Raw genomic sequence first — 26,875 nt, 5'->3', positions numbered from 1 at the left:
GCTTATGTTCGTACCCTCTTTCGCTGCCGCGCCTGGCGCGGCGGTGCGGGACGATTCGTCCCTGCTGATCTGCGATCTGACCCAGAGCTATTCGCCCGCGGGCGGCGGGGGGATCAGCACCTATCTGCGCGAGAAGCGCGACTATGTGCTCAACCGCACGCCGCATCAGCTGCTTCAGATTGTTCCCGGCCCTGAGGACCGGATCACGATCAACGGCCGCCACATCTTTGCCGAAGTGGGCGCGGAACCGGTGCGCGGAAGTCCCAATTACCGCTTCATCCTGCGCACCAACGTGGTGCGCGACCTGCTCGCCCACTACCGGCCCGACATCGTCGAGTCCCTGTGTCCCTGGGTGCTGCCCTGGACCGCGATCCAGCATCGGCGCGATTTCCCGGAAACCGCGCTGGTCGCGGGTTATCGGACCGATTTCCCCAATGCGCATGTTCACCGCGTCGTGGAAGCAAAGGCCGGGCGCATCGCAGCGAACTTCATGCGGATGCTCGCTTATGGCTATGCCGAGATCACCTATCGCGAGTTCGACCGGGTCTATACGCTAAGCGAAGATGCCCGCGCGACGCTCGCGCGCAAGACGATCACGCGTACCGACGTGATGCCGCTCGGCGTGGACACCAGCCTGTTCTCCCCCGCCCGCCGCGATCCCGGATATCGCGCCGCCCTGGGACTGCCAGGCGATGGCCCTTTGCTGGTCTATGCGGGGCGGATCGACAACGAAAAGCGCGCCGACCGGCTGGTCGAGATGTTCCGCAAGCTCCCGCCCGGTCTGGGCGCGGCGATGGTAATGATCGGCGACGGCAAGCTGCGCGACCGGCTGGCGCGCGAGTCTGCGGATCTGCCGATCGTCTTCACCGGCTTTGAACAGGACCGCGCCGGCCTTGCCCGTGCGCTTGCCTCATCGGACATCTATGTATCGGCGATGGCGGACGAGACGTTCGGCATCTCGGTCCTGGAGGCGCAGGCGAGCGGCCTTCCCGTGGTCGGCGTGGCCAGCGGGGCGATGCCGGATCGCGTTCCGCCCGGCCTCGGCCTGCTCGGCCCGGTCGACGATAGCAGCGCAATGGCGGCCAATGTCGTCCGGCTATGGGAAGATGGCGCCGAACTGGTCGGCGCCAGGGCGCGGGCCATGGTGGTCGACCATTATGGCTGGGACCGCACCTTCGACCGGCTGTTCGGCACCATCTATCCTCAAGCGATGGCCCGCGCTGCGGAACGGCTGGAGGAGGACGGCGTGAAGCTGTTCCGCCGCCGCCGCCGGAGCGACGGGGGTCTGGTCGATTACGCCCCGCCCGAAACGGGACGGGGCGGACGATCGAACCGCTTGGTTCCATCGCCCGCCCCTGAAGCGTCACACATGGGGTGAACGCATTGCCCCTTAGGGTGCATCGTGCGTGCCAATTCGCCCGAATTGCGGTTTTCCGCCATTTTCATGGTTAGCGTGGGTTAACCTCTCGCCCGGGTGTCAAATTGGCCGACACCTCCACGATGCACCCGAAACGTTCATCGACCGTTCAGCCCCTTGACTACAGATGTGATCGCGACGATTACACCCGTAGTCGAGAGGGAATTCGATGACCGAACGAATCAGCGATGCCGAACATGCGGTGATGGAAGTGCTGTGGGATGAAGCCCCGCTCACGGCTCAGGATGTTGCCGAGCGCGTCGCCCCTGCGCGGGGATGGAGCGCGAACACGGTCAAGACGCTGCTCGGCCGCTTACTCGCCAAAAATGTGATCGCAGCGGACGAGGATGGCCGCCGCTACCAATATCGCCCGCTGGTCGCGCGCGGCGATTATGTCGAAGGCGAGTCGCGGCGACTGATCGACCGGCTGTTCGGCGGCAAGCTCACTCCGCTGGTCGCCCACCTCGCCGAACGCGACGCACTGACCGATCAGGACATTGCCGAGATCGAAGCGCTGCTGAAGGAGATCAAGCAATGATCGCCTGGATCATCGAAACCGTCATCGCCACCACGCTGCTGATGCTGCTGGTACTCGCACTCCGCAAGCAGGTCGGCCGGACTTTCGGACCCAATATCGCCTATGCGCTGTGGGTGCTGCCGGTGCTCCGCATGGTGATGCCGCCAATGCCCGGAACATGGTCCTTCACCGACTGGCTCGCGGCGTTGACGCAAAGCGCCGAAACCGGCCCCGGCGTCACCTTCGGCGTGCTGAATGCCGACCGGGCGCCACAGGCGATCATCGACAATGCGCTGATCCAGGCGCAGGTCGAGCTTGCCGGGCGACAGGCCGATATCGCGATCGTGCCGCCGACGGTGGTGGAGGGCGGACCGAATATCGCGACTTTGCTGATCGGCATCTGGGTGATCGGCGCGCTTGTCTTTCTCGGCTATCATCTGATCGCCCATCGACGGTTCTGCGCCAGCCTGCTGCGCAAGGCCGAAGCGCGTCGCACCGTCGCGGAAGGACGCGTCCATGTCATCGAGACCGATGCCGCGACCGGACCGCTCGCCTTTGGCATCTGGCGCAAATATGTCGCCTTTCCGCGCGATTTTGCGGAACGCTATGACCCGCTCGAGCGCAATCTCGCGCTCGCCCACGAACTCGGGCACCATGTGCGTGGTGACCTGATCGCCAACTGGATCGCGCTGGTGGTGCTCGCGCTCCATTGGTTCAACCCGGTCGCATGGCGGGCGTTCCGCGCCTTCCGCGCCGACCAGGAAATGGCCTGTGACGCCCTTGTGCTCTCGGGCCGCGCACCGGCGCTGCGCCATGCCTATGGCCGCGCCATCGTCAAGTCCGCGCATGGGGGTGCGGTCTCGGCGGCATGTCACCTACACACCGTCAACGAATTGAAGGGGAGGCTGAAGATGCTCTCGAAACACAATCCCAAATCGCGCACCCGGATTACTGCGGGCGTCACCGGCGCGCTCGCGCTCTCGCTCGGCGCACTGGCGCTCACCGCGTCCGGAACCGGCGCCGCCGCCAGCCTGCCCGAAGCGCCGGTCGCGCCAACCGCGCCCCGCCCCCCACTCCCGCCGCAGGCGGATGCCACGATTGCTCCGGATGCGCCGGAACCCCCTCTCGCCGCAGAGGCTCCGGAAGCTCCCGGTGCGCCAGAGGCACCCGAAGTTCCAAAAGCGAAGCGCGAATATCGCTACGTCTTCGTCGATGATGGCAAGAAGGGCGACAAAAGGGCGCGGACCGAAACCAAAGTCGTCATCAAGGGCGACGGCAGCAACTTCACCTGGTCGGGCGACACGAAGATCGACGTGAAGGCGATCAAGTGCGGCGGATCGAAGGACGATGAGGTCAAGGTCGAGACCCGCGATGGCGACAAGCGCAAGATCGTGATCTGCACCGACCGGATCGAAATGCGCGCCGCCGCCGCTGCCGACAAGGCGAAGGACGTCGAAGCCATTGCCCGCCGCGCCGAAACCGTCGCGATCGCCAGCGCCCGCATGGGGACCCGCCACGCGCTGATGGGCCTGAAAATGGCCCGCAAATCGGTCGAGATGCAGGACGAGTTGAGCGCGGAGCAGAAGTCCGCCGCGCTCAAGGGCATCGACGACGCGATCCGCGAAATCGAAACTGCCGATATCGACTGAACCCGAACTGGACCTTCGCGCGACACGCCCATCGCCGCGCGGAGGTTCCGGCCCGGCCGACCGCGTCCCTTCAACGCGGTCGGCCGTTTCTTCCCCGTCCGGCGGGTGCGGGCTTGTGTCGAGCGTCGCGAACCGCCATCTGGAGGCAATGAGCGAAGCTCCAACCGGCGAAGCGATCCGGCTCGAACCGCTGGTCGCGCGGGTGCTGGCCGCGAATCCCTCGCCCTTCACCTATACCGGCACCCAGACCTATCTGGTCGGCTCCACCGATCTCGCGGTAATCGATCCCGGCCCCGATTTGCCCGATCATCTCGACGCACTGCGCACCGCCATCGCCGGGAGACCGGTGCGCGCGATCCTCTGCACTCACACCCATCGCGACCACAGCCCGGCGAGCCGCCCGCTTCAGGCCGTGACCGGTGCGCCGATCATCGGCTGCGCGCCGCTGACGATCGACGATGACGGCCCGCGCGCCGACGCCGCCTTCGACCGCGACTACGCCCCCGACCGCGTTCTCGCCGATGGCGATACGGTTGCGGGCGAGGGCTGGACGCTGGAGGCCATCGCGACGCCAGGCCACACGTCCAACCATCTCTGCTTCGCGTTGCAGGAGAGCGGCGCGCTGTTCACGGGCGACCATATCATGGGCTGGTCCACCAGCGTCGTCGCGCCGCCCGATGGCGATATGGGTGCCTATATGGCGAGCCTTGACAAGCTGCTGGGTCGCGAAGACCGCGTCTTCTATCCGGCGCACGGTCCCGAAGTAACGACCCCGCGTCGCCTGGTCCGCGGGATGATGGGGCATCGCCGGCAGCGCGAGGGACAGATATTGCGGCTGCTCGATCAACGGGTCGGCGCGATCCCGGATATGGTGGCGCGCATGTATGTGGGGCTCGACCCACGCCTGACCGGGGCGGCGGGCCGCTCGGTGCTGGCGCATCTGATCGACCTCGGCAATCGCGGCCTGGTCCGCGCGGAAGGAGAGATATGGACCAGGGCGGCATAAGACAGCGCGGTGGCATCGCGCAGGGGTGCGTGATCGCGTTGGGTGTGATCCTCGCCATGGCGCTCGCCGCCGGGGCAACGGCCTATTTCGTCGGACGCAGCGCATTCGACCGGCTGACCGGCGGCCCCGATCCCGTCACCGTGGCAAGCGCCAGCCTGCAGGGGTTGCGCGAACAGAACCGGCTCTCCGCCTTCGCCGCCCGCTATGTCGCGGTGGTGACCACGACGCAGACCCGGCTCGGTCTCACCGCGCAGAAGACGCTCATCATGCCCGGATCGGTCCGCTACGAAGTCGATCTGGGCAAGCTCAGCCAGCGCGACGTGATCTGGGACCCGGCAACCCGAAAGCTCAGCATTGCCCTCCCCCCGCTGGAGGTGGTCGGTCCCGAAGTCGATCTCAACGCTATCCGCGAATATGGCGAGGGCGGTATGCTGATGGCGCTGACCGACAGCGAGGATCGACTGGACGCCGCAAACCGCGCCGCAGGTCAAAAGGAACTGATCCGGCAGGCGCGCGAGGCGACCCCGATGCGTCTCGCCCGCGACGCGACCCGCCGCGCGGTCGAGCGCAGCTTTTCGATGCCACTCCGCGCCACCGGCATGGACGTAACGGTGGAGGCGCTGTTCCCCGATGAACGCACGCCGCAGGACAATGAACGCTGGGACGTGTCGAGGTCGATCGAACAGGTGATGAAGGACCGCGCGGCGCGCGAAGCCAGCGAAAACTAACATTCGTTTCGATAACGTGATGTGATATGAGGCGCATCCGCAACAGATATGCGGGGGCATCCATGGCAACGGTCGCAGGTACGGAAACGGTAGGGCACGCGGGGGATTCGCGCTTCTTCGAAATCAGCGCCCTGCTGATGGGACTGGTTCTCGTCGCAGGGTTCAGTCTCAATCTGGCGATGGGCCGATCGACCTTCGCGTCACCGGTCTACGTCCATGCCCATGGCGTGATTTTCTTCGGCTGGGTCGTGATCTACGTCCTCCAGACCTTTCTCGCAACGCGCGGGCCGCTGGCGCTTCACCGCCGTCTGGGCTGGATTGCCGTGGGATGGGTTGTCGCGATGATCGCCGCTGGCCTGTGGGTCATCGTCGCGCGCACCCAGTCCGGGCTGACGCCTTTTTTCTTTCAGCCACAGCATTTCCTGATCGCCAATCCGCTCGCCCTGGCGCTGTTCGCCGCGCTCACCACGGCCGCGGTGGCGCGCCGCCGCAGGACCGACTGGCACCGCCGTCTGCACCTGTGCGCGATGGCAGCGATCCTTGGCCCGGGATTCGGGCGCCTGATCCCCATGCCGCTGCTGATCCCCTGGGCGTTCCAGATCGCCTCCGCGCTCGGCCTGATCTTCCCGCTGGTCGGAATGATGGTCGACTGGCGGCGTACCGGGCGCGTGCATCCGGCATGGCTTTGGGGAACGGGTGCGATCGTCGGAGTCATGATCGCCACGGAACTGCTCGTCTACTCCCCGCTGGGCGATGCGATCTTCGCCTGGGTCACCGCCGGCACGCCGGGCGCCAATGTCGCGCCGCTGGAGTTTGGTCCGATGCCGCCAATGGGTTGAACCCGCGCCTTCACAAGGCCATGTGAGCGCTCGAATCAGAGGGCCTCATGATGAACGCACCCACAAGCCTCTCCGGCATCGACGTCCGCGCCGAGATCGACCGTTTGCGCAAGGAGCGCAACGCGGTGATCCTGGCGCATTACTACCAGAAGCCGGAAATCCAGGACCTGGCCGATTTCGTGGGCGACAGCCTCGAACTATCGCGCAAGGCGGCGGAGACTGATGCCGATGTGATCGCGTTCTGCGGCGTCCGCTTCATGGCCGAAACCGCCAAGATCCTCTCCCCCGACAAGGTCGTCGTGCTGCCCGACATGAACGCCGGATGCAGCCTGGAAGACAGCTGCCCGCCCGACCAGTTCGCCGCGTTCCGCGCGCAGCATCCCGATCATATCGCGCTGACCTATATCAACTGCTCGGTAGAGGTTAAGGCGCTCAGCGATATCATCGTCACCAGTTCGTCGGCCGAGAAGATCCTCAGCCAGATCCCGCAAAGCCAGAAGATCATCTTCGGCCCCGACAAGCATCTCGGCGGCTATATCAACCGCAAGATGGGGCGCGACATGCTGCTCTGGCCGGGCGTGTGCATCGTGCACGAAGCGTTCAGCGAAACCGAGTTGCTCAAGCTCAAGGCGCAATATCCCGACGCCCCCGTCGCCGCGCATCCCGAATGCCCGCCGCATGTGCTCGACCATGCCGATTATGTCGGGTCGACCAGCGGCATCCTCGCCTATGCCAAGGATTTCGACGGCGACACGATGATCGTCGCGACCGAACCGCATATCATTCACCAGATGGAAAAGGCGGTTCCGGAAAAGACATTCATCGGCGCCCCTGGAGCGGACGGCAACTGCAACTGCAATATCTGCCCGTACATGGCGCTCAACACGCTGGAGAAGCTCTACATCGCGCTCCGCGACCTGGAGCCGCGGATCGAGATCGCCGAGGATATCCGCCTCAAGGCCAAGAAGAGCCTCGACCGGATGCTGGCGATGGCGAGCGGCACGGTCGGTCTCGGCGACTTGGGGCCGCTGCGCGTGACGGGGGATTGAGGGCCAGCACGGCTGTGGTAGGATAGCACCCATGACCGCGCAGGATGTCCTTCAGTCACCGCATCGATATCGGCTCCGTGTCGCGGACTATCTCGCTTTGGCGAAGTCGGGCGCGTTCGAAGGAATGCAGACTGAGCTGATCGCGGGGGATGTCATAGTGATGAGTCCGGAATTCCGACCGCATTGGTACGCGAAGTCCGAACTTGGCTACCAACTCCGCAAGTCGCTCGAACTGTCAGGCAGCAGGTTGTTTTCCGGCGATGAAGGCAGTGTGGCGCTGTCCGACAATGACATGCCGCGTCCGGACATCATCGTGACGGATGAGCCGCGCGGCGATGGGCCGATCCCCCTGGCTTCGGTTCGATTGCTGGTGGAAGTGTCGAGCAGCACGTCCGCGACGGACAAGGGTTTGAAGGCCGAGCTTTATGCCGGGCACGAAATCCCGGAATATTGGGTCGCCGATGTTGACGATCGCACGATTCACCAGATGTGGTCGCCCATCGACGGTAGCTACGCCGAGCAACGGGAGATCGCCTTTGGCGACGCGATCACCGCAGCAACGATTGCCGGACTGACCGTCGCCACCGCGACGCTCTGACTCCGCTTACCGCCAGTCGCGGTGGACCTTCAGCTCCGGCGAATAGAAGTTCACATATTGCGCCATCCGCGGCCGCGTCGAGCGGTTGGGGCTGGCGCCGTGCGGCAGGTCCTGGCGCCAGATCACCAGGTCCCCCGCCCCCGCCGCGATCGGAATCGCCTGCGGGTCGAGATGGATCAGGCGCGGATCGGCGTCGCCGATTTGCTCCAGCCATGCTTCGAGCCGGTGGTGAAATCCGGGAAGGAGCGCGAACGCGCCCTGATCCGCTGCCGTATCGGTCAGATAGAGGATGCCCTGCGTCGCGAACGGGATCGGCAGCGACAGGCTGACGTCCCAGTGCATTCGTGGTCCCTGAAACGGGCGTCCCGCGATTTCCGGCGGGTTGAAGCTCATCCGGTCCACCGCGCTCCATAGATCAGCCCTGCCCCAGAGCTGCGCGAACGCCTTGTGGATGCGCGGCGAGCGGCGGGCGACGTCTAGCGCCGCATCCTGGAAATGCTGGACCATGATACCGTTGAGTTCATGGCCGTACCAGGTCGCCGGGTCATCCGGATCGGCATCCAGAATGCGCCACAACAGCGCCTCCGCGGCCGCAGCCTCCTGTCGATTGACTGCGTTGCGAAGGATCACCCATCCTTCACGGTCCCAATGTGCCAGATCGTCGGCATCGAGCACATCGGGCGCCGCCGCGATCGCATCGATCCGCACCTGCGCCGCGGGCGGCGGCGGCACGCCGTCCAGCCAGGCATGATAGCGGGCGATGGCGACCGGGTCCGGCGGCCCCGCCGTCGCCAGAACCCATGCCGCGAACGTTACCAGATCGGGCCGCTCACGCCCCAGATATAGGGTCGCCTGCTCGATCCCCAGCCCCAGCGCGTCGAGCAGCATCCGCTCACGCTGGTCGCGAGGGACGGCACGCGGTTCCCGGAACGTCAATTGCGCCCAAAGCGTCTCGAAGCCGCGGAGTGTACAAAGATCGATGGAGCTCCGCATCGCCGCCACCTTCCCGGCGACGGCGATGCGCGTCAAGAGGCGCGATTTACCGCGTCAGCTTCTTGTAGGCCAGCCGCGTCGGACGATCCGCCGCATCGCCCAGGCGGCGACGCTTGTCCTCTTCATAGGCCTCGAAATTGCCCTCGAACCATTCGACATGGCTGTTGCCTTCGAAGGCGAGGATGTGGGTGGCGAGACGGTCGAGGAAGAAGCGGTCGTGGCTGATGACCACCGCGCAGCCCGCGAAATTCTCGATCGCCTCTTCGAGCGCGCCCAGCGTTTCGACGTCGAGATCGTTGGTCGGTTCGTCGAGCAGCAGCACGTTGCCGCCCTTTTTCAGCATCTTGGCGATGTTGACGCGGTTGCGCTCACCACCCGACAGCTTACCGACATTCTTCTGCTGGTCCTGCCCCTTGAAGTTGAACGCGCCGACATAGGCGCGGGTCGACTGGTCGTGGCCATTGACCTTCATGTAATCGAGCCCGTCGGAGATTTCCTCCCAGACATTCTTTGTCGGGTCGAGGTGATCGCGGCTCTGGTCGACATAGCCGAGACGCACCGTCGTGCCCATTTCGATCGTGCCGCTGTCGGGCGTCTCTTGCCCGGTGATCAGCTTGAACAGCGTCGATTTACCCGCGCCGTTCGGGCCGATCACCCCGACGATGCCGCCTGCGGGCAGCGTGAAGGACAGATTCTCGAACAGCAATTTGTCGCCATAGGCCTTGGAGACATTGTTGACCTCGATCACTTTGCCGCCCAGCCGCTCAGGCACCTGGATGACGATCTGCGCCTTGCCTGGCGTGCGGTTCTCCTGCGCCGCAACGAGCTGGTCGAACTTGGCGATACGGGCTTTGGACTTGGTCTGGCGGCCCTTGGTGCCGGCGCGGATCCACTCCAGCTCGTCCTTGATCGCCTTCTGGCGACCGGTTGCCTCGCGATCCTCCTGCTCCAGGCGCTTGGCCTTCTTCTCCAGATAGGTCGAGTAATTGCCTTCATAAGGGAAATATTTCCCGCGATCGAGCTCCAGAATCCACTCCACGACATTGTCGAGGAAATAGCGATCGTGGGTGATCATCAGCACGGCGCCGTGATAATCCTTGAGATGCTTTTCGAGCCATTCGACGCTTTCCGCATCGAGATGGTTGGTCGGCTCGTCGAGCAGCAGGATCGACGGCTTCTGGATGAGCAGCCGGGTGAGCGCGACGCGGCGCTTTTCACCGCCCGACAGATTGTCGACGCTCCAGTCGCCCGGCGGGCAGCGCAGCGCTTCCATCGCGACCTCGAGTTGATTGTCGAGCGTCCAGCCATCGACCGCGTCGATCTTTTCCTGAAGCGTCCCCATCTCCTCCATCAGCGCGTCGAAATCGGTATCCTCCTGAGGATCGCCCATTTCGGCGGAGATGGCGTTGAACCGCTCGACCAGGTCGGCGGTCTCGCGAGCGCCGTCCTTGACATTCTCCAGCACCGACTTGCTGGGGTCGAGCTGCGGCTCCTGCTCCAGATACCCGACGGTAATGTTTTCGCCCGGCCACGCCTCGCCGGTGAAATCCTTGTCGATCCCGGCCATGATCTTGATCAGGGTCGATTTGCCCGCGCCGTTTGGGCCGACGATGCCGATCTTGGCACCTTGATAGAATTGCAGGTTGATATTGCTCAGCACCGGCTTCTGCGCGCCGGGGAAGGTCTTGGTCATGTCCTTCATGACGAAAGCATATTGGGCGGCCAACTGGGGTCTCCGATCGATCGAATTTGTGGGTCTGGATTTGAAGCGCGATGTAGCGACGGCGCCCGGTTATGGCAAACCTAGCGCAGCCAGCGGCGCATCGTCGGATAGGTCGGCCCGTCACTCGCATCGGACGGGTCGCCGGCCATCCCCATCCACACCAGCATCGGCAGGCCGATATAGGTCCCGCCGTCGAACGTTTCCGCCAGCCAGTCGCCGTCGCCGCGATAGCCCTGCGCGTGGAACAGCGTTCGCGAGTCGAGCCCGATCGCCCGCGCCGCTGCATAGGACCAGGCGATCGCCGCGAGTTCCTCTCCGCCATCGTCCGGCACGGCATTCAGGGTGGCGCGCGCCGCCGCTTCCGTAACCGCGATATGCCCCGCCTCGTGCAGGATATCGCCCGGCCATTGCAGGCGCGCCCGGTCGATGACCAGTCTGCCATCGACCACCGCAATGGCGGGCAGGAAGGAATCGGGCGCCACCTGCCCGGTCGTTACCGAAATCCCGACCCCGCGCACGAACGCAACGATCCGGTCGAACAGTTCTGAATCATCATCCACCCGGCAAGCGTAAAATCCGCATCGTCCGACGGCAACGGTCGTGACGAATGCAATTTCAATGCGTAGGACTGGCCGAATGATGCCTAATCTCACTCACTTCGCCGTCGCGACCGCCCTGATCGCGCTTCCCGCCACAGCGTTCGCGCAGACGATCGACGTCGCCGCGTTGCGCGATGCCGCGCTCAAGGACGAGCTCGCATGGGACATTACCGAAGGGCTGACGACAGAGGTCGGCCCTCGCCTGGCAGGAACTGAAGCGGAAGCCCGCGCGCGGGCATGGGCGGTGAAGAAGCTCACAGCACTCGGCTTCAGCAATGTCCGCGACGAGCCATTCGACATGAAAACCTGGGTCCGGGGTGCGGAAACCCTGGAAGTGCTCGCCCCCTTCCCCCAGCCGCTGCGGCTCACCGCGCTCGGCAATTCCGGCGCAACCCCCGCGACGGGACTTGAGGGCGAGATCGTCTATTTCACCGACCTCGCCGCATTGCAGGCCGCCTCCGAAGGCAGCCTCAAGGGCAAGATCGCCTTTGTCAGCCATGCGATGACCCGCACCCAGGACGGGTCGCAATATGGCGCCTATGGCGCGGTACGCCGCAGCGGCCCCGCCACGGCAGCCGCGAAGGGCGCTGCGGGCATTCTGATTCGTTCGGTCGGCACTGATTATCATCGCAATCCCCATGCGGGCGGCACCGGCTTCCCTGATGGCGTTAAGCCGATCCCCGCCGCGGCGCTCTCCATCCCCGATGCCGAACAGCTCGAGCGGATCCTGAAGCGCGGTCAGCCGGTAAAGGTCAGGCTCACCCTCACCCCGCGCCAAATCGGCACCACCAAATCGGGCAATGTCATCGCCGAAGTACCGGGCAGCGACCCTGCGGCAGGGCTGGTGGTGGTCGCCTGTCATCTCGACAGCTGGGATCTCGGCACCGGTGCGTTCGACGACGCCACCGGATGCGGCATCGTCGCCGCCGCCGCGAAACGGGTCATGGAGGCCGGAACGCCGCGCCGCACGATTCGCATCCTCTGGGCTGGGGCGGAGGAAGTGGGGATATTTGGCGGCAAGGCCTATTTCGATGCGCACCAGGGCGAAAAGCACGCCCTCGCCGCCGAGTCGGATTTCGGCGCGGACCGCGTCTGGCGGGTCGATTTCAAGCTGCCGGACAGCGCAAAGGCGGTGAGCGAGCGGGTCGCCTCCGCGCTTGCCCCGCTCGGCATCGCCCGCGGGCGCACCCCGGCAGGCGGTGGCGCGGATATCGCCGCCCTGATCGCATCAGGCGTCGCAGGCATCGACCTGCAACAGGACGGCACCCGCTATTTCGACCTCCACCACACGCCCGACGACACGCTGGACAAGGTGGATCCGGTGCAGCTGCGCCAGAATGTCGCCGCCTGGACCGCGATGCTCGCGGTGGTCGCCAATGCGCCCGAGGAAATCGGATCGACCAAGTGACGCACCGCACCATTTTCGCCCGCGTCAAACCTTGCTGTCAGATGAATTTCCATTGACGGGCGCGTAACGGGCGTTATTCCGACTAACTCGCACGGCAATCGGGCCGGGGCGAACCGAATAATTTGCTTGGGAGCAATCGAATGAAGAAGGTCCTCATCGTCGCTGCCGCGACCGGCCTGATGTCGCTCGCCGCCTGCGAGACCGCGCCGACCGCCAACAACACTGCCGAGAACGTTGCCGAAGCTCTGGAAGAGAGCGCCGACAACATGGAAATGATGGCCGACAACGCGACCAACGAAGTCGCCGAGGACGCGCTTGAGAACGCTGCCGACAACATGGAAGAAGCTGCTGACGCGGCTGGCAACGCGGTCGAGTAATCTCGCACCCGTTCTTCCTGGGTTCTTTCCGAACCCGGTCGAATTGAAAGGGCGTCCCTTCGGGGGCGCCCTTTTTATTTGCGCTGGGATCAGCCTTGCTGAATCGGCCCACTTCCCACGCGGTCGATCGCGCCGCTGTCGAGCAGCGGTGCAGCATCGCTGGCCTCCACGCCCAGTATGATCGACAACCTCTCGATGGCGGCCAGGATCATCGCCTTCTCCCATTCCGGCAGCCGGTCGAACCCTTCGGCAAATCGTTCCTGCAACATGTCGGGCGCCTCGGACAGGCTCCGCGCGCCTTCCGGCGTTGACGTCAGCAACGACTGGCGCTTGTCGCGCTCGCCGCGCGCGCGGGTGACGAAGCCACGCGCAACCAGCTGATCGACGATCGCCGTGATCGTCGCATGGCTGAACTGCAGGCGATGCGCCACCGCACTCGGCGTCACGCCAGCGGTGGCATCAATCTCGCGCAGCACAAGCAGTTGTGACGGAGTGAGGCCGGTGGCGGCGGCGAGGCGCCGATTCCCTGTCTCGGTCGCGCGGAGGATACGCCGAAGACCGCGTAGCGTCGAACGTGCAATCTCTGAGTCCATCCTTCTCTGTTAGCGGGCGAGCGCAGTTTTCCCAATCGCCCGGCGGCTTCGGCTGTCGGGCTTTGATATTTCATCATCCGAAGCATTTTCCCGCCAATGGGTTGCGATCCGAGACCGGAACCTTATATTTCTTGCCGTGTTGAAGCCGGGCCACGGATCAGTGGGCGGGCTATTTATTTTGGGAGATGAAAAATATTCGATCGGCAAGCCGACGAGGAGGCATCACCTTCGGGGAGAAATTCTAACGACTTACCGGCTCCGGACGCCGCGTTGCAGTTCCGCAAGCCCGACGCGACCGACGGCCCTGCCGTCACGGCGCTGATCGCGGCCTGTCCGCCGCTCGATCGCAATTCCGCCTATTGCAACCTGATCCAGTGCACGCATTTCGCCGATCATTGCATCGTGGCGGAGCGTGACGGACGCGTGGTTGGCTGGGTGTCGGGCCATCGCCCGCCCAGCGATCCGGACGCATTTTTCGTGTGGCAGGTAGCGGTCGCGGCGGAAGCGCGTGGCCAGCGGCTCGCGCGGCGCATGATCGATGCGCTGCTGGCGCGGCCGGCGCAGGCCGGGGTCAAGCATCTGATCACCACGGTGACGGACGATAACGAGGCGTCCTGGGCGCTGTTCCGCAGCCTCGCGCGCGATCATGGGGCCGATCTGGAGCGCAGCGTCGCGTTCGATCGCGAGACCCATTTCGCCGGGGCGCACGCCACCGAATTTCAGGCCCGGATCGGGCCGCTCAAAAAAGATAACATGCAGGAAGAACGGGGACTATCATGACGACCACACCGAAACCTTCGCACCAGATACCTGATCGCGACATCTATGAGCGCCGCGAATCCGGCGTCCGCAGCTATGCGCGCGCTATGCCGCGCCAGTTCGGTCGCGCCGAAAATGTCTGGATGTACGACAATCAGGGCGGCCGGTATCTCGACTTCCTGTCGGGCTGCTCGACGCTGAATTACGGCCACAATCATCCGATCATGAAGCAGGCCCTGCTTGACTATATCGCTGGCGATGGGATTACCCATGGCCTGGACCTGCATACCGACGCCAAGCAGGACTTCCTCACGACGTTCGAGGATGTGATCCTGAAGCCGCGCGGGCTCGATTATCGCGCGATGTTCACCGGCCCGACCGGCACCAACGCAGTCGAAGCCGCAATCAAGCTGGCCCGCAAGGTGACCGGGCGCGAGATGGTGATCGCGTTCACCAACGGCTTTCACGGGATGACGCTGGGCGCGCTCGCCTGCACCGGCAATGCCGCAAAGCGCGGCGGCGCGGGCGTTCCGCTCAGCCATGTAAGCCATGAACCCTATGACGGCTATTATGGCCCCGATGTCGATACCGCCGACCTGCTTGAACAGCGCCTTGCCGACCCGTCAAGCGGGCTCGATGCCCCCGCAGCGATCCTGGTCGAGACCGTGCAGGGCGAAGGCGGTCTCAACGCCGCGTCTCCGGAATGGCTGCGGAAGATCGCACAGATCGCCAAGGCGCATGGCGCATTGCTGATCGTCGACGATATTCAGGCAGGCTGTGGCCGCACCGGCGGTTTCTTCAGCTTCGAGGATATGGGGTTCACCCCCGATATCGTCACGCTCGCCAAGTCGCTGTCGGGCATGGGCCTGCCGTTCGCACTGACGCTGTTCAGCCCCGAGCTCGACCAATGGTCGCCGGGCGAACACAATGGCACGTTCCGCGGTAACAACCACGCGTTCGTGACCGCCACCGCCGCGCTCCGCCACTTCTGGAGCGATGACACATTTCAGGCCGATGTCCGCCGCCGCGGCGAACTGGTCGAACAGCGGTTCGACAAGCTCGCCACCGAGTTCGGTTTCGAACAGCGCGGTCGTGGCATGATGCGCGGTCTCAACGTCGGGTCGGGCGAGCTTGCCGCGACGATCACCGGCGCCTGTTTCGACCAGGGCCTGATCATCGAGACCAGTGGCGCTCATGACGAGGTGATCAAGGTGCTCGCGCCGCTCGTCATCGACGATGCGGTGCTGATCGCCGGCCTCGACATTCTCGAAAGCAACATCCGCGCTGCGATGGCAACCGATTACGCCGTCGCCGCCGAATAACAATAGCGAAGGAAATCAATATGATCGTCCGCAACCTCAACGAAGTCCGCAAGTCCGACCGCAATGTTCGCTCGTCCGATGGCTGGGCCAGCGCCCGGATGCTGCTCAAGGATGACGGGATGGGCTTCTCGTTCCACATCACCACGCTGAATGCGGGGACGGAACTCAAGATGCATTATCAGAACCACCTCGAATCGGTATTCGTGCTCAAGGGCACGGGAACGATCGAGGATCTGGGTACCGGCGAGACGCATGAGCTGAAGCCCGGCGTGATGTACGCGCTCAACGAGCATGACCGGCACATCGTCCGGCCCGAGACAGACATCCTCACTGCCTGCGTCTTCAATCCGCCGGTCACCGGTCGCGAAATCCATGACGAGACCGGCGCCTATCCGGCCGAGGCCGACTTCGTGCGCGAGCCCGCGCCCGCCGACTGAATTCCACGACATCCAAGGGGGAAGTCCCATGCAAGACATCTACCCGTCCCGTCACGCGGCCGCTGCTGAGATGCGGCCGCGGCAGGACCCTGTCGTCCATTCGACATGGACGCCCGATGCGCCGCTGACGCGCGCGCAGACCGAACAATTTGATCGCGACGGCTATATCGTCCTCGAAAACATCTTCTCCGAGGACGAGGTCGCCTATCTCCAGCGCGCCGCAGGGACGTTGCTGGCCGACCCGGACGCGCTCGACGCCGAGACGATCATCGCCGAGCCGCAGAGCAACGAGATTCGGTCGATCTTCGAAGTCCATCGCCAGAGCGATGTGATCGCGCGCCTCGCCGCCGATGCGCGGCTGGCCGATGTTGCCAGCTTCCTGCTCGGCGACCAAGTCTACATCCACCAGTCGCGGCTGAACTACAAACCCGGGTTCAAGGGCAAGGAGTTCTACTGGCACAGCGATTTCGAAACCTGGCATGTCGAGGACGGAATGCCGCGGATGCGTGCGCTGTCCATGTCGGTGCTGCTGGCGGAGAATACCCAGCACAACGGTCCGCTGATGCTGATTCCGGGGTCACACCGCACCTATCTGACCTGTGTGGGCGAGACGCCCGACGACCATTATCTCAGTTCGCTCAAGAAACAGGAATATGGTGTCCCCGACGCGGACAGCCTGGCCGAACTGGCGCACAAGCACGGCATCGTCGCGCCGACCGGCGCGCCGGGTACCGTGGTGATCTTCGACTGCAACATGATGCATGGGTCGAACGGCAACATCACGCCCTTCCCGCGCGCCAACGCCTTCATGGTCTATAACGCCGTCAGCAATCGGCTCGAGGCGCCCTTCGGGGTCGAAAAGCCACGACCCTGGTTCCTCGCCGATCGCGGCGAGCCGACCGCGATCGAGCCCGCGCATGGCGATCTGATCGAACGGGTGGCGGCATGAGCATGGCCGAAAAGGGGACGCACAGCGTCGAGAAGATCGGCGGCACGTCGATGGCCGCGACCGCGACATTGTTCGACAATGTCTTGATCGCGGGCCGATCGGGTCCGGATCTGTACAATCGCATTTTCGTCGTCTCGGCCTATGCCGGGATGACCAATTTGCTACTGGAGAACAAGAAAACCGGCGAGCCGGGCGTCTATGGCCGTTTCGTCGCCGATGACGAGAGCAATGACGGCTGGCGCGCGGCGATGGAAGCGGTCCGCACCGCGATGCGGGAGCGCAACGCCGAGATGTTCGTGCGGCCCGCGAGCCGGGCTGAGGCGGACGCGTTCGTCGACGAACGTCTGGACGCGGTGACCGCCTGTCTCGACGATCTTGCACGACTGCGCAGCCATGGGCGCTTCTGCGTGAAGGAACAGCTGGTTACGGTGCGCGAATTGCTCGCCGGGCTGGGGGAGGCCCATAGCGCACATAGCACCGCGCTGTTGCTGCGCGACCGCGACGTCAATGCGCGCTTCGTCGACCTCACCCTCTGGAACGAGGAAGACCCGCGCACGCTGGACGAGCGGGTCACGGAGGCGTTTGCCGAGATTGATCTCGCCACCACGCTGCCGATCGTCACCGGCTATGCGGGCTGCACCGGCGGCATGGTGCGGCGCTATGCGCGCGGCTATACCGAGATGACCTTCTCGCGCATCGCCGTCATGACCGGTGCGCGCGAGGCGATCATCCACAAGGAGTTCCATCTCTCCAGCGCCGACCCCAAGCTGGTCGGCGTCGACAAGGCGCGCAAGATCGGCCGCACCAATTACGACGTTGCCGACCAGCTCGCCAATCTGGGCATGGAGGCGATCCACCCGGGTGCCGGGCGCGGGCTGCGCCAGACCGATATTCCCCTACGCGTGCGCAACACGTTCGATCGCCAGGATGCGGGCACGCTGGTGCGCGGGGACTATGTCTCGGAAGAGCCGCGCGTCGAGATCATCACCGGCATCCGCCAGATGCAGGCGCTGCAATTCTTCGAACAGGATATGGTCGGGGTGAAGGGCTATGACGCCACGATCCTCGACGTATTGACGCGGCACGGGATCTGGATCGTCAGCAAGTCCTCCAACGCGAACACGATCACTCACTATCTCTCGGCGAGCGCCGGGGCGGTGAAGAAGGTGATTACCGACCTGGAAGAACGCTATCCCGACGCGGCGATCTCGGCGCATCCGGTGGCGATGGTCGCGGCGATCGGCAGCGACATCTCGCGGCCCGGCCTGGTCGGCGACGCGCTGCGTGCACTCGACGATGCCGGGATCGGCGTGATCGCGATCCAGCACCAGATCCGCAACGTCGATGTGCAGTTCATCGTCGAATCCCCGGACTTCGAACGGGCAGTGTGCGTGCTGCACAATGCGCTGATCGAGGATGTTCGCGACGCGGAGGATACGGCGTCAGGCCGTCGAGCGGCCTGACCCCTTCGATGTTCGCGGCGACCCGCCCCGTCCAGAGCCTGCTGCTGGCGATCTTCGTGATGATGGCCGGCAGCGGCTTTCTGTCCACGCTGATCGGGCTGCGGCTCGAGCGTGCGGGCAGCGGAACCATGGTCATCGGCCTGGTCGCGACCGCCTATTTTGGCGGGCTGGTCCTTGGCGCGTTGCGCTCCGGGGAGATCGTCCGCCGGGTCGGCCATATCCGCGCCTTTGCCGCCTTTGTCGCGCTGCTGTCGGCCAGCACGCTGACCTATGCGTTGCTCCAGCACCCGCTGCTTTGGGCCGCGTTGCGTCTTGTCGACGGGATCTGCATCGCGGGCGTCTTCATCTGTCTGGAAAGCTGGCTGAACGACCGGGCGGAACCCGAAACGCGCGGGTCGGTGCTCGCCTTCTACATGGTCGCGCTCTATTCCGGTCAGGCACTGGGCCAATTGCTGCTCCAGACCGGCAAGACGGTACCGGCGGTGCCGTTCGAACTCGCGTCGATCCTGATCTCGCTTGCGATCATCCCGATCTGCCTGACCCGCAGCGCCGCGCCGATGCTCGGCGAAGTCGAGCCGCTATCGCTGCGCCGCCTGTTCATCGCATCGCCTCTGGGGGTTGCGGGGGCCGGGGTCACCGGCCTTGCACTCGGCGCCTTTTACGGGCTGGCGGCAATCTATGCGCGGCGGCTGGGGCTGAGCCTCGCCGATACGGGCACATTCATGATGGTCGTCATCCTCGGCGGCGTGGCGCTGCAATGGCCGCTTGGGCGACTGTCGGATCGCTACGACCGTCGCCGCGTCATCATCGGCTGCTTCGCCGTCACGCTGGCGATTTCCGCCGCCCTTGCGACGGAGATGCGCGGTCTCGCGCTGCTGGTGCTCGGGTTCGGCTTCGGCGGACTGAGCTTTGCGCTCTATCCGCTTTGCGTGGCGCACGCCAACGACCGCCTGCTGCCGTCCGAGCGCGTAAGCGCCAGTGGCCAGCTGGTGCTGCTCTATTCGGTCGGCGCCGCACTCGGGCCGATGGGAGCGGCATCGGCGATGACGCTTGCCGGGCCAGGCGGGTTGTTCCTGTTCATCGCGCTCTGCACCGCTGCGATGCTTGGCTTTGGCCTGTGGCGCCTTGCCGCGACCCAGCCGGTGCCCGACGCCGCGCAGCAGGATTTTCAGATCCTGCCCCGCACGACCCCCGTCGCCGCGCTGCTCGACCCGGCATCGTCCGATGACGCCCAGCCCCAGCCGCAGAAAGGCTAATCATGACCCAGGCCATGCTCACCCCCGCCGATACCGTGTCCGATCCCTCGACGCTGCGCCGCGCGATCACCGCATCCGCGCTGGGCAATGCGACCGAGTGGTTCGATTACGGCATCTATGCCTATGGCGTGACCTATATCTCTGCCGCGCTGTTCCCGGGCGAGACGGATGAGGCCGTGTTGTTCGCGCTCGCCACCTTTGCCATCTCCTTCCTGATCCGCCCGCTCGGGGGCCTGTTCTGGGGGCCGCTGGGCGATCGGATCGGGCGCAAGTCGGTGCTGGCGCTTACCATATTGCTGATGGCAGGCGCGACGCTGGGCGTCGGACTGATACCGTCCTATGCGACGATCGGCTGGTGGGCACCCGCGCTGCTGATCGCATTGCGAATGATCCAGGGTTTTTCGACCGGTGGCGAATATGGCGGGGCGGCGACCTTTATGGCCGAATATGCGCCCGACGACCGGCGTGGTTTCTATGGCAGCTTCCTTGAATTCGGGACGCTGGCGGGCTTTTCCTTCGGCGCCGCGCTGATGCTCGCCTTCTCGCTGCTACTGGGTGATGCGGTGATGCACGACTGGGGGTGGCGCATCCCGTTCCTGGTGGCAGCACCAATGGGACTGGTGGGCATGTATCTGCGCTCGAAGCTCGAAGATACGCCGGTATTTCTTGAGGAGCAGGTGGTGGCGGAAGGACGCGCGGCGCCCGGCCTTGGCGCCATTGCCCGCAATTACTGGCGTCCCCTGCTCGTCGTCGGCGGGCTGGTGATCGCGCTCAACGTGGTCAACTATACGTTGCTCAGCTACATGCCGACCTACCTCTCGCGGCGCATCGGGCTGACCACCGATCAGGCGCTGGTGGTGCCGATCATCGGCATGTTGATGATGATGGTCTTTCTTCCCTATGCCGGGGCGCTGTCCGACCGGATCGGGCGGCGACCGATGTGGCGCTGGTCGCTGATCGGCCTGCTGGTCTTTGCCGTTCCGCTCTACCTGCTTATGGGTACCGGTCTGGCCGGGGCGATTGTGGGCTTCGTGCTGCTCGGCCTGCTCTACGTCCCCCAGCTCGCGACGATCACCGCGACCTTTCCGGCATTGTTCCCGACCAGCGTGCGGTTCGCCGGGTTCGCCATCGCCTACAACGTCTCGACCTCGATCTTCGGCGGAACCGCTCCGGCGATCGGCAGCGGGCTGATCAGCTGGACCGGAAACGAGCTGATGCCGGCATTCTACATGATGCTGGCCTGTGTGATCGGGCTGATCACGCTGCGCTACATGCCCGAGACGGCGGGACGTTCGATGCGCGAGGACCCGTTCGCGCGACGCGAGAATTTCAGCAAAGCTGAAACGGGTGGGGAGCGGGCCAGTCCCGCGATGCGGCGGACCTGAATCGGACCCTAGCCCAAAGCTCGGCGGGCAAGCAGCAGCGCGCCCTCCAGCCCCGCATTCTCGAGCGCGGGCGCGGCGATAAATTCGGAGCTACCGGCCGCCGCTCCGACACCGTAGCCGCCGAGCGCGGCCAGCATCCGTTCCGCTGCTCGGGCGCGCAGGCCTGGAACGCCAAGCACGCCGCCGCCCGCAACAATGCGGTGGGGCGACCAGGCAAGGACGATCGTGGCGAACAGCTGGCCGAGATAGTCGGCGACTGCCGCAAAGGTCTCGGGCTGGTCCTGCAGCGCCGCGCCGTTCAGCCGACGTTGCACCGCAGGCCCGGCCGCCAGTCCCTCGACGCAGCTCGGATGAAAAGGACAGCTGCTCGGCGCATCGTCCCCAGCGACCCGCAGCACCGGCACATGCCCCATCTCCGGGTGCAACGCGCCGCCGAGCGTGCGGCCGTCGCGGGCCAGCCCAGCGCCGATGCCGGTGCCGACGGTAACATAGGCGACGCTTGCGCACCCCCGTCCCGCCCCGATCGCCGCTTCGGCCAGCGCGGCGGCGTTGACGTCGGTATCGACCGTCACCGATACGCCGAGCTGCCGCGCTAGCGCCGCGCGCAGATTGGCGCCCGTCCAGCCCGGCTTGGGCGTGGCCAGCACCTCGCCATGATTGGCCGCGGCGGGATCGACGACGATCGGGCCAAAGGCGGCGATGCCCACCGCCGCGACCGGTACGCCCTCGACAAAGGCGAGCAGGGCCGCAATCGCCTCACCAGGCGTGGTCGTCGGCCAGCGCCCTTCGGCAAGGGTCGCGTTGCCGCGGACCAGCCGCGCGAGCAGCTTGGTCCCGCCGGTTTCGATCGCGAGGTAAATCGGGTTGGGCATCACGCCAGCCTAGCCGCCCGAAAGCGTCTGGACGAGTAGCCAGATGCCAAGGGCGAGGAACAGCGACGCGGCAACGATCCGCACGGTGCGCATCGGCACGCGCCGTACCAGCTCATTGCCCAGATACACGGCAGGCACGTTGGCGAGCATCATTCCCAGCGTCGTACCGAGCGTAACCCAACCGACCTCTACAAAGCGCGCGCCGAGCGCGACGGTCGCGATCTGGGTCTTGTCGCCCATTTCGACCAGGAAGAAAGCGATGGTGGTGGTCAGGAACGGCCCGAAGCGGGCGGGCTTGTGCTCCAGATCGTCGATCTTGTCGGGGACCAGGGTCCATGCCGCCATCGCGATGAAGGATGCGGCGATCAGGTAGCGGAACCACGTCCCCTCCAGCAGCGCAGCGGCCTGTTGCCCGACCAGCGCCGCGAGGAAATGATTGGCGAGCGTCGCGACGAGGATGCCCGCGACGATCGGCAGCGGCCGCTTGAACCGCGTCGCCAGCAGGATCGCGAGCAGCTGCGTCTTGTCGCCGATTTCGGCGAGCGCGACCACGGCGGTGGAGGTGAGGAAGGGTTCCAAGATAGTCTCCGGGCCGGGCGATGCGAAACTCCAACGACACCACACCTTCCCGCCCGGCCGGACGGAAAGCGTGGCGCCATTGGTCTCGCCCGAGCACCGCGATGTGCGGCATCCCCTTCGCGCCATGGCCTCTCGACCAAGTATGTTGACGCGAAGGCCCGTCCGAAGACGGCTGGCTACTCCCCAGATGACTGGCACGGCCCCTAGCCTGCCTCTCCGCGCAACGCAAGTTGCCGACCCCCGCCACCTCATGGCATACATACCGCAACCACGAAAAATGGAGAGGATCATGGCCACCGCCGCTGTCGCACCCCGCACGATGAATGACGCCGAGTGGGAGGCGCGCCAGCAGCTTGCCGCCGCCTATCGCGTGTTCGATCACCTCGGCTGGTCCGAGATGATCTACAACCACATCACGCTGAAGGTGCCGGGGGAGGATCACGCGTTCCTGATCAACCCGTTCGGACTGCATTTCAGCGAGGTGAAGGCGTCGAACCTGGTCAAGATCGACATTGACGGCAACAAGCTCGGCGACAGCCCCTATCCGGTCAACCGCGCGGGGTTCGTCCAGCATGCGGTGTTCCACCGCAATTTGCCCGATGTGCATTGCATCATGCACACGCACACCACGGCGGGGATGGCAGTTTCGAGCCTCGAAGGCGGGTTGCAGCCGATCAATTTCTATGCGTGCAATTTCGCGGGGCAGATCGCCTATCATGATTTCGAGGGGGTGACTGTTCGCGACGAGGAGGGCGAGCGGCTGGTCGCCAATCTCGGCGACAAGCGCATGTTGCTGCTGCGCAACCATGGCATCGTCGCGATGGGACGGACCTTGCCCGAGGCGTTCATCAAGCATTGGTCACTGCAGCGCGCGTGCGAGATCCAGCTGGCGACGCTGTCGATGGGCAAGCCGCTGACCGTGTCGCCGGAGGTGGTCGCGGTGCACCAGCGCGATCTGCACATGGCGCAGGTGCCGGGCGGGCCGGGCGCGGCGGATTTCGCGGCGATGGTGCGGCTGGTGGATCGGGTGGATACCAGCTGGCGGGAATGACGGGACGCGGGCCACGGTGAAACTGACGAAGTTACGCGGAACGCGCTGTATCCTGTAAGTTTTGCCGCCTGACAAAACTGACAATTTGGCCGCCATCGTCGCGGAGGCGGTGTCATGATGGTTGCGCGTTCGCGCAGCGCGGGGTCCCTTGTTCGCCATCGGACCCGTCAGATATGCCGTATCGGGTGCTGTAGGAAAGCGGTTTATCGAGTCTGGACGCGACTGCGCTATTCTGCCTTCGCCACCTTCACCAGCAGCGCGTCGACCTGGACCTGCGCGCCGGGAGTTGCGGCGAGGGTTTCGACGACCCCGTCGAACGGGGCGAGCAGGGCCTGCTCCATCTTCATCGCCTCAAGCACCAGCAGCTTTTGTCCTGCGGTGACCGCCTGCCCTTCGCTGACCTCGACCGAGACGATGCGGCCGGGCATCGGGGCGAGGATCGCGCCGTCGCCCGCCGCGCCCCCTGCGCCGCCCTCGGTGCGGTCGGCGGTGACGCGGAAGGTTGCGCCTTCGAACACCAATAGCGCCGCGCCGTCGCGGGGGTGGCGGAAGAAGTGGGAGGACAGTTCGCCCTCGGTCGCGTCGAATGCGACGCGGGTGCCGCTGACGCTGACCGCGCGCTGGGTGGCGGGGGCGCGGTTGAGGCGGAAGCCTTCCAGCCCGCGCGCGATGAGATAAGTTTCGGCGGACGGATCGCTGTCGAGCCAGTAGAGCGCATGGGTCAGGTCCGCCGCGCCGGGGAGCGGGTCGATCAGCAGCGTTTCGCCACGCCGCTCGATCAGCCCGGTATCGAGCTGAGCGGCACGGAAATCACTGTCGCCAAGGAGGCGGAACAGGAAGCCAGCATTGGTGCGCACCGGCCAGACGGTTAGGTAGGACAGGTCGGCGCGGAGCAGCGCGATCGCGTCCTCGCGTGTGTCGCCATGGGTGATCAGCTTGGCAACCATCGGATCGTAGAAGGGCGAGATGGTCGATCCCGCCTCGACCCCGGTATCGACGCGCGAATTGGTCGGAAAATCGAGCACTTCGAGCTTGCCGGTGCTCGGCAGGAACCCCTTGGCCGGATCTTCCGCATAGAGCCGCGCTTCGATCGCATGGCCGTTGATCGACAGTTCTTCCTGCCGCAGCGGGAGCGGTTCGCCCGATGCAACGCGCAGCTGCCATTCGACCAGGTCGACCCCTGTGATCGCCTCGGTCACCGGATGTTCGACCTGAAGCCGCGTGTTCATTTCCATGAACCAGATGCGGTCGGCATGGAGGCCGTGCGACGCGTCGGCGATGAATTCGATCGTGCCCGCGCCGACATAGTTGGCCGCGCGCGCGGCCTTGACCGCGGCCTCGCACACCGCGAAGCGCGCCGCCTTGTCCATGCCCGGCGCGGGGGCTTCCTCGATCACCTTTTGGTGGCGGCGCTGCATCGAACAGTCGCGTTCGAACAGGTGGACGATGTTGCCGTGACTGTCGCCGAATACCTGCACCTCGATATGACGCGGAGCGAGGATGTATTTTTCGATCAGTACCTGGGTGTTGCCGAACGAGGAGGCGGCCTCGCGCTGGCAGCTGGCCAGCGCGTCGGCGAAGTCGGCGGCGGCGTCGACGCGCCGCATCCCCTTGCCGCCGCCGCCCGCGACCGCCTTGATCAGCACGGGGTAGCCGATACGATCGGCTTCGGCCTGGAGGCGTTCGGGCGACTGGTCTTCGCCGAGATAGCCGGGGGTGACGGGGACGCGGGCGTCCTGCATCAGCTTCTTGGCCGCGTCCTTGAGGCCCATGGCGCGGATGCTGTCGGGGTCGGGGCCGACCCAGATCAGGCCGGCGGCCTGGACCGCTTCGGCAAACTCGGCATTTTCGGAGAGAAAGCCGTAGCCGGGGTGGATGGCCTGTGCGCCGGTCTGTTTGGCGGCGGCGATGATGCGCTCGCCGACAAGATAGGATTCGCGCGCGGGGGATGCGCCGATGTGCACCGCTTCGTCGGCGCTACGGACATGGAGCGCGCTGGCATCGGCGTCGGAATAGACCGCGACGGTGCGAATGCCGAGTTTGCGCGCGGTGCGGATGATGCGGCAGGCGATCTCGCCGCGGTTGGCGATGAGGAGGGATTGGATCATGCGTTCTTTCTCAGTTCCTCCCCGGAACGGGGAGGTGGATCGCCGAAGGCGAGACGGAGGGGGCCCCGCTCGCGGCGGCAGGGTTTGCCTTGAGGTGGGCCCCCTCCACCACGCCGCTTCGCGTCGCGGTCCCCCTCCCCGTTCCGGGGAGGATTTGGGTGGTGTGAATGCCGTCGGTCATGATTGGTTTCGTTCCTTCCCGGCGCGGGAAGCAGGAGGGGGCCCAGCCTCGCGGCACGCGATCACGATCGCGGTCAGGCACCCTTCCATGTTGTTCAGGACTTCGACGGCGAGCAGGCGGAGGGTTCGAAAACCCTTCGCGGCGGTGAAGGCGTCGCGGGCTTCGTCGCGTTGAGGCTGATCGCCATATTCATGCGACTCGCCATCGATTTCGATCAGCAGGCGCGACGAGAGGCAGGCGAAATCGGCGGTGTATGGCGTCAGCGGGAATTGCTTGCGGAAGCGGTAGCCGCCGGGACGCTTCTGGAGTTGCTGCCAGAGTAGCACTCCGGGGAGGCTGAGTTTCTTGCGCTGGTCGCGGGCGCGGCGCACCTGTTTGATCGGTTGGCGAAGCGCGGGCGGCTGCAGCTTTTTCGGTGTGGGCGCGTCCATCAAATCCTCCCCAGCCTGTCCCCGCGAAGGCGGGGAGGGAGGTGGCAGCGCGCAGCGCTGACGGAGGGGGCCCAGCCATCGGCCAAAGGAGCGGCCTTGAGGTGGGGCCCCTCCACCATGCTACGCATGGTCCCCCTCCCCGTTCCGGGGAGGATTTGTGCGGTGCGACGGCGGTAGCGCATTTACACGGCGCTCGCGGGACGAAGCGGTCTAGTCATCATCATGGAAGTACGAACCATCCGGCCGATAAAACTCGCCGTCGTCCCCTTGGACCCGAGCACCAAGTGCTTCTGCAATCTCGCAGGATTTGGCGATGACGACGCTGTCGGCACCGGAAGTTGTCACCTCACCTCTATCTAACCAGAACCACGTCGAACCGGTAGCCGCCGTCCATACAGCCATTCCGGGACGGCTTAAGCGAATGACATCTCCGGTCTGCGGTATCGTGGCGGTTGCCTCACCCGTAATCTCAAGCGACGCGTCGGATCGACAAAGCGCTTCCCATTCGGTCAACTCAATGTCGTCACCTTCGTCTAACCAGTCTTTTCGCCGGTGTATGTGCAAGTCATAGCCCATCGAATTTCCC

27 protein-coding genes and 1 riboswitch are annotated in these 26,875 nt (G+C 65.1%); of the genes, 18 read left to right on the top strand and 9 right to left on the bottom strand.

The genetic code is table 11. The features are described 5' to 3' along the window. The first annotated feature begins 4 nt into the window (after positions 1-4). The 8 genes from FPZ54_RS02150 (at position 5) to FPZ54_RS02115 (ending at position 7,803) form a co-directional block, all read left to right on the top strand. The gene (locus tag FPZ54_RS02150) at positions 5-1,378 is read left to right on the top strand and encodes a glycosyltransferase (protein WP_145844637.1); all 1,374 of its coding nucleotides are present in this window, start codon (positions 5-7) and stop codon (positions 1,376-1,378) included. A gap of 208 nt (positions 1,379-1,586) precedes the next feature. Beyond that, positions 1,587-1,955 (top strand): BlaI/MecI/CopY family transcriptional regulator, encoded by a 369-nt coding sequence (locus FPZ54_RS02145; RefSeq protein ID WP_145844636.1) that lies wholly within the window; start codon positions 1,587-1,589, stop codon positions 1,953-1,955. Beyond that, positions 1,952-3,583, top strand: a complete 1,632-nt coding sequence (locus tag FPZ54_RS02140; protein WP_145844635.1) for a M56 family metallopeptidase — start codon at positions 1,952-1,954, stop codon at positions 3,581-3,583. Before FPZ54_RS02145 ends, FPZ54_RS02140 begins: the two co-directional genes overlap by 4 nt. A gap of 148 nt (positions 3,584-3,731) precedes the next feature. Next, positions 3,732-4,589 carry an MBL fold metallo-hydrolase gene (locus FPZ54_RS02135; RefSeq protein ID WP_145844633.1) on the top strand — a complete coding sequence of 286 codons (858 nt, stop codon included), beginning with the start codon at positions 3,732-3,734 and terminating at the stop codon, positions 4,587-4,589. After that, on the top strand, positions 4,571-5,317 hold the full coding sequence (locus FPZ54_RS02130) for a DUF4230 domain-containing protein (protein ID WP_145844632.1): 747 nt from the start codon (positions 4,571-4,573) through the stop codon (positions 5,315-5,317). Before FPZ54_RS02135 ends, FPZ54_RS02130 begins: the two co-directional genes overlap by 19 nt. A gap of 62 nt (positions 5,318-5,379) precedes the next feature. After that, complete coding sequence (locus FPZ54_RS02125; RefSeq protein WP_239019674.1) at positions 5,380-6,156, top strand: hypothetical protein; 777 nt, start codon at positions 5,380-5,382, stop codon at positions 6,154-6,156. 50 nt (positions 6,157-6,206) lie between these two features. After that, positions 6,207-7,205, top strand: coding sequence for a quinolinate synthase NadA (gene nadA / locus FPZ54_RS02120; RefSeq protein WP_145849525.1), 999 nt, complete (start codon positions 6,207-6,209; stop codon positions 7,203-7,205). Between the two features lie 31 nt (positions 7,206-7,236). Continuing rightward, entirely contained in the window at positions 7,237-7,803 is a 567-nt protein-coding gene (locus FPZ54_RS02115) for a Uma2 family endonuclease (RefSeq protein WP_145844630.1), read from the top strand. Between the two features lie 6 nt (positions 7,804-7,809). Here FPZ54_RS02115 and FPZ54_RS02110 read toward each other — a convergent pair whose 3' ends face one another. The 3 genes from FPZ54_RS02110 to FPZ54_RS02100 form a co-directional block, all read right to left on the bottom strand. Continuing rightward, positions 7,810-8,796, bottom strand: coding sequence for a phytanoyl-CoA dioxygenase family protein (locus tag FPZ54_RS02110; RefSeq protein ID WP_145844628.1), 987 nt, complete (start codon positions 8,794-8,796; stop codon positions 7,810-7,812). Positions 8,797-8,842: 46 nt separating this feature from the next. Continuing rightward, the gene (gene ettA, locus FPZ54_RS02105; protein ID WP_145844626.1) at positions 8,843-10,522 is read right to left on the bottom strand and encodes an energy-dependent translational throttle protein EttA; all 1,680 of its coding nucleotides are present in this window, start codon (positions 10,520-10,522) and stop codon (positions 8,843-8,845) included. A gap of 77 nt (positions 10,523-10,599) precedes the next feature. Next, a complete protein-coding gene (locus tag FPZ54_RS02100) occupies positions 10,600-11,079 on the bottom strand; it encodes a hypothetical protein (protein WP_145844624.1) in 480 nt (159 codons plus the stop codon). 76 nt (positions 11,080-11,155) lie between these two features. Here FPZ54_RS02100 and FPZ54_RS02095 point away from each other — a divergent pair, with 76 nt between their 5' ends. Then, the gene (locus tag FPZ54_RS02095; protein ID WP_239019673.1) at positions 11,156-12,526 is read left to right on the top strand and encodes a M28 family peptidase; all 1,371 of its coding nucleotides are present in this window, start codon (positions 11,156-11,158) and stop codon (positions 12,524-12,526) included. Between the two features lie 140 nt (positions 12,527-12,666). After that, a complete protein-coding gene (locus FPZ54_RS02090) occupies positions 12,667-12,903 on the top strand; it encodes a hypothetical protein (RefSeq protein ID WP_145844620.1) in 237 nt (78 codons plus the stop codon). Positions 12,904-12,992: 89 nt separating this feature from the next. Here the strand turns inward: FPZ54_RS02090 and FPZ54_RS02085 are convergent, their stop codons facing one another. Then, positions 12,993-13,496 carry a MarR family winged helix-turn-helix transcriptional regulator gene (locus FPZ54_RS02085; RefSeq protein WP_145844618.1) on the bottom strand — a complete coding sequence of 168 codons (504 nt, stop codon included), beginning with the start codon at positions 13,494-13,496 and terminating at the stop codon, positions 12,993-12,995. A 270-nt stretch (positions 13,497-13,766) separates the two neighbouring features. Between FPZ54_RS02085 and ectA the strand changes: the two genes are divergently transcribed. The 7 genes from ectA to FPZ54_RS02050 are packed head-to-tail and all read left to right on the top strand — an operon-like array spanning position 13,767 to position 21,067. After that, positions 13,767-14,276 (top strand): diaminobutyrate acetyltransferase, encoded by a 510-nt coding sequence (gene ectA, locus FPZ54_RS02080; protein WP_145844616.1) that lies wholly within the window; start codon positions 13,767-13,769, stop codon positions 14,274-14,276. Continuing rightward, entirely contained in the window at positions 14,273-15,577 is a 1,305-nt protein-coding gene (gene ectB, locus FPZ54_RS02075; protein ID WP_145844614.1) for a diaminobutyrate--2-oxoglutarate transaminase, read from the top strand. Before ectA ends, ectB begins: the two co-directional genes overlap by 4 nt. 20 nt (positions 15,578-15,597) lie before the next feature. After that, positions 15,598-16,014, top strand: coding sequence for an ectoine synthase (locus FPZ54_RS02070; RefSeq protein ID WP_145844612.1), 417 nt, complete (start codon positions 15,598-15,600; stop codon positions 16,012-16,014). A 28-nt stretch (positions 16,015-16,042) separates the two neighbouring features. Continuing rightward, positions 16,043-16,963, top strand: a complete 921-nt coding sequence (gene thpD, locus FPZ54_RS02065; protein WP_145844611.1) for an ectoine hydroxylase — start codon at positions 16,043-16,045, stop codon at positions 16,961-16,963. Then, the gene (locus FPZ54_RS02060) at positions 16,960-18,426 is read left to right on the top strand and encodes an aspartate kinase (RefSeq protein ID WP_239019672.1); all 1,467 of its coding nucleotides are present in this window, start codon (positions 16,960-16,962) and stop codon (positions 18,424-18,426) included. The genes thpD and FPZ54_RS02060 overlap by 4 nt, the downstream gene beginning before the upstream one ends. Positions 18,427-18,434: 8 nt before the next feature. Then, entirely contained in the window at positions 18,435-19,682 is a 1,248-nt protein-coding gene (locus FPZ54_RS02055) for an MFS transporter (protein WP_145844610.1), read from the top strand. A gap of 2 nt (positions 19,683-19,684) precedes the next feature. Continuing rightward, the gene (locus tag FPZ54_RS02050; RefSeq protein ID WP_145844608.1) at positions 19,685-21,067 is read left to right on the top strand and encodes an MFS transporter; all 1,383 of its coding nucleotides are present in this window, start codon (positions 19,685-19,687) and stop codon (positions 21,065-21,067) included. An 8-nt stretch (positions 21,068-21,075) separates the two neighbouring features. Here the strand turns inward: FPZ54_RS02050 and FPZ54_RS02045 are convergent, their stop codons facing one another. Then, entirely contained in the window at positions 21,076-21,939 is an 864-nt protein-coding gene (locus tag FPZ54_RS02045) for an ROK family protein (protein ID WP_145844607.1), read from the bottom strand. A 9-nt stretch (positions 21,940-21,948) separates the two neighbouring features. After that, positions 21,949-22,518 carry a TMEM165/GDT1 family protein gene (locus FPZ54_RS02040; RefSeq protein ID WP_145844606.1) on the bottom strand — a complete coding sequence of 190 codons (570 nt, stop codon included), beginning with the start codon at positions 22,516-22,518 and terminating at the stop codon, positions 21,949-21,951. A gap of 19 nt (positions 22,519-22,537) precedes the next feature. Beyond that, positions 22,538-22,718, bottom strand: a riboswitch (yybP-ykoY riboswitch). Positions 22,719-22,807: 89 nt separating this feature from the next. Between FPZ54_RS02040 and FPZ54_RS02035 the strand changes: the two genes are divergently transcribed. Then, complete coding sequence (locus FPZ54_RS02035) at positions 22,808-23,569, top strand: class II aldolase/adducin family protein (protein ID WP_145844604.1); 762 nt, start codon at positions 22,808-22,810, stop codon at positions 23,567-23,569. A gap of 227 nt (positions 23,570-23,796) precedes the next feature. On the opposite strand, the gene FPZ54_RS02030 is transcribed toward FPZ54_RS02035, so the two are convergent. The 3 genes from FPZ54_RS02030 to FPZ54_RS02020 all read right to left on the bottom strand — a co-directional run bounded on the left by FPZ54_RS02030 (position 23,797) and on the right by FPZ54_RS02020 (position 26,865). Then, a complete protein-coding gene (locus FPZ54_RS02030) occupies positions 23,797-25,677 on the bottom strand; it encodes an acetyl/propionyl/methylcrotonyl-CoA carboxylase subunit alpha (protein ID WP_145844603.1) in 1,881 nt (626 codons plus the stop codon). Between the two features lie 177 nt (positions 25,678-25,854). Then, a complete protein-coding gene (locus FPZ54_RS02025) occupies positions 25,855-26,289 on the bottom strand; it encodes an endonuclease domain-containing protein (protein ID WP_145844602.1) in 435 nt (144 codons plus the stop codon). A gap of 210 nt (positions 26,290-26,499) precedes the next feature. Beyond that, positions 26,500-26,865: a hypothetical protein gene (locus FPZ54_RS02020; protein WP_145844600.1), complete on the bottom strand. Its 366-nt coding sequence runs from the start codon at positions 26,863-26,865 to the stop codon at positions 26,500-26,502. Between the last annotated feature and the right edge of the window lie 10 nt (positions 26,866-26,875).

The sequence above is a fragment of the Sphingomonas suaedae genome, assembly GCF_007833215.1.
GTDB lineage: Bacteria > Pseudomonadota > Alphaproteobacteria > Sphingomonadales > Sphingomonadaceae > Sphingomonas > Sphingomonas suaedae.
This window is presented reverse-complemented; position numbering and strand designations above follow the sequence as displayed.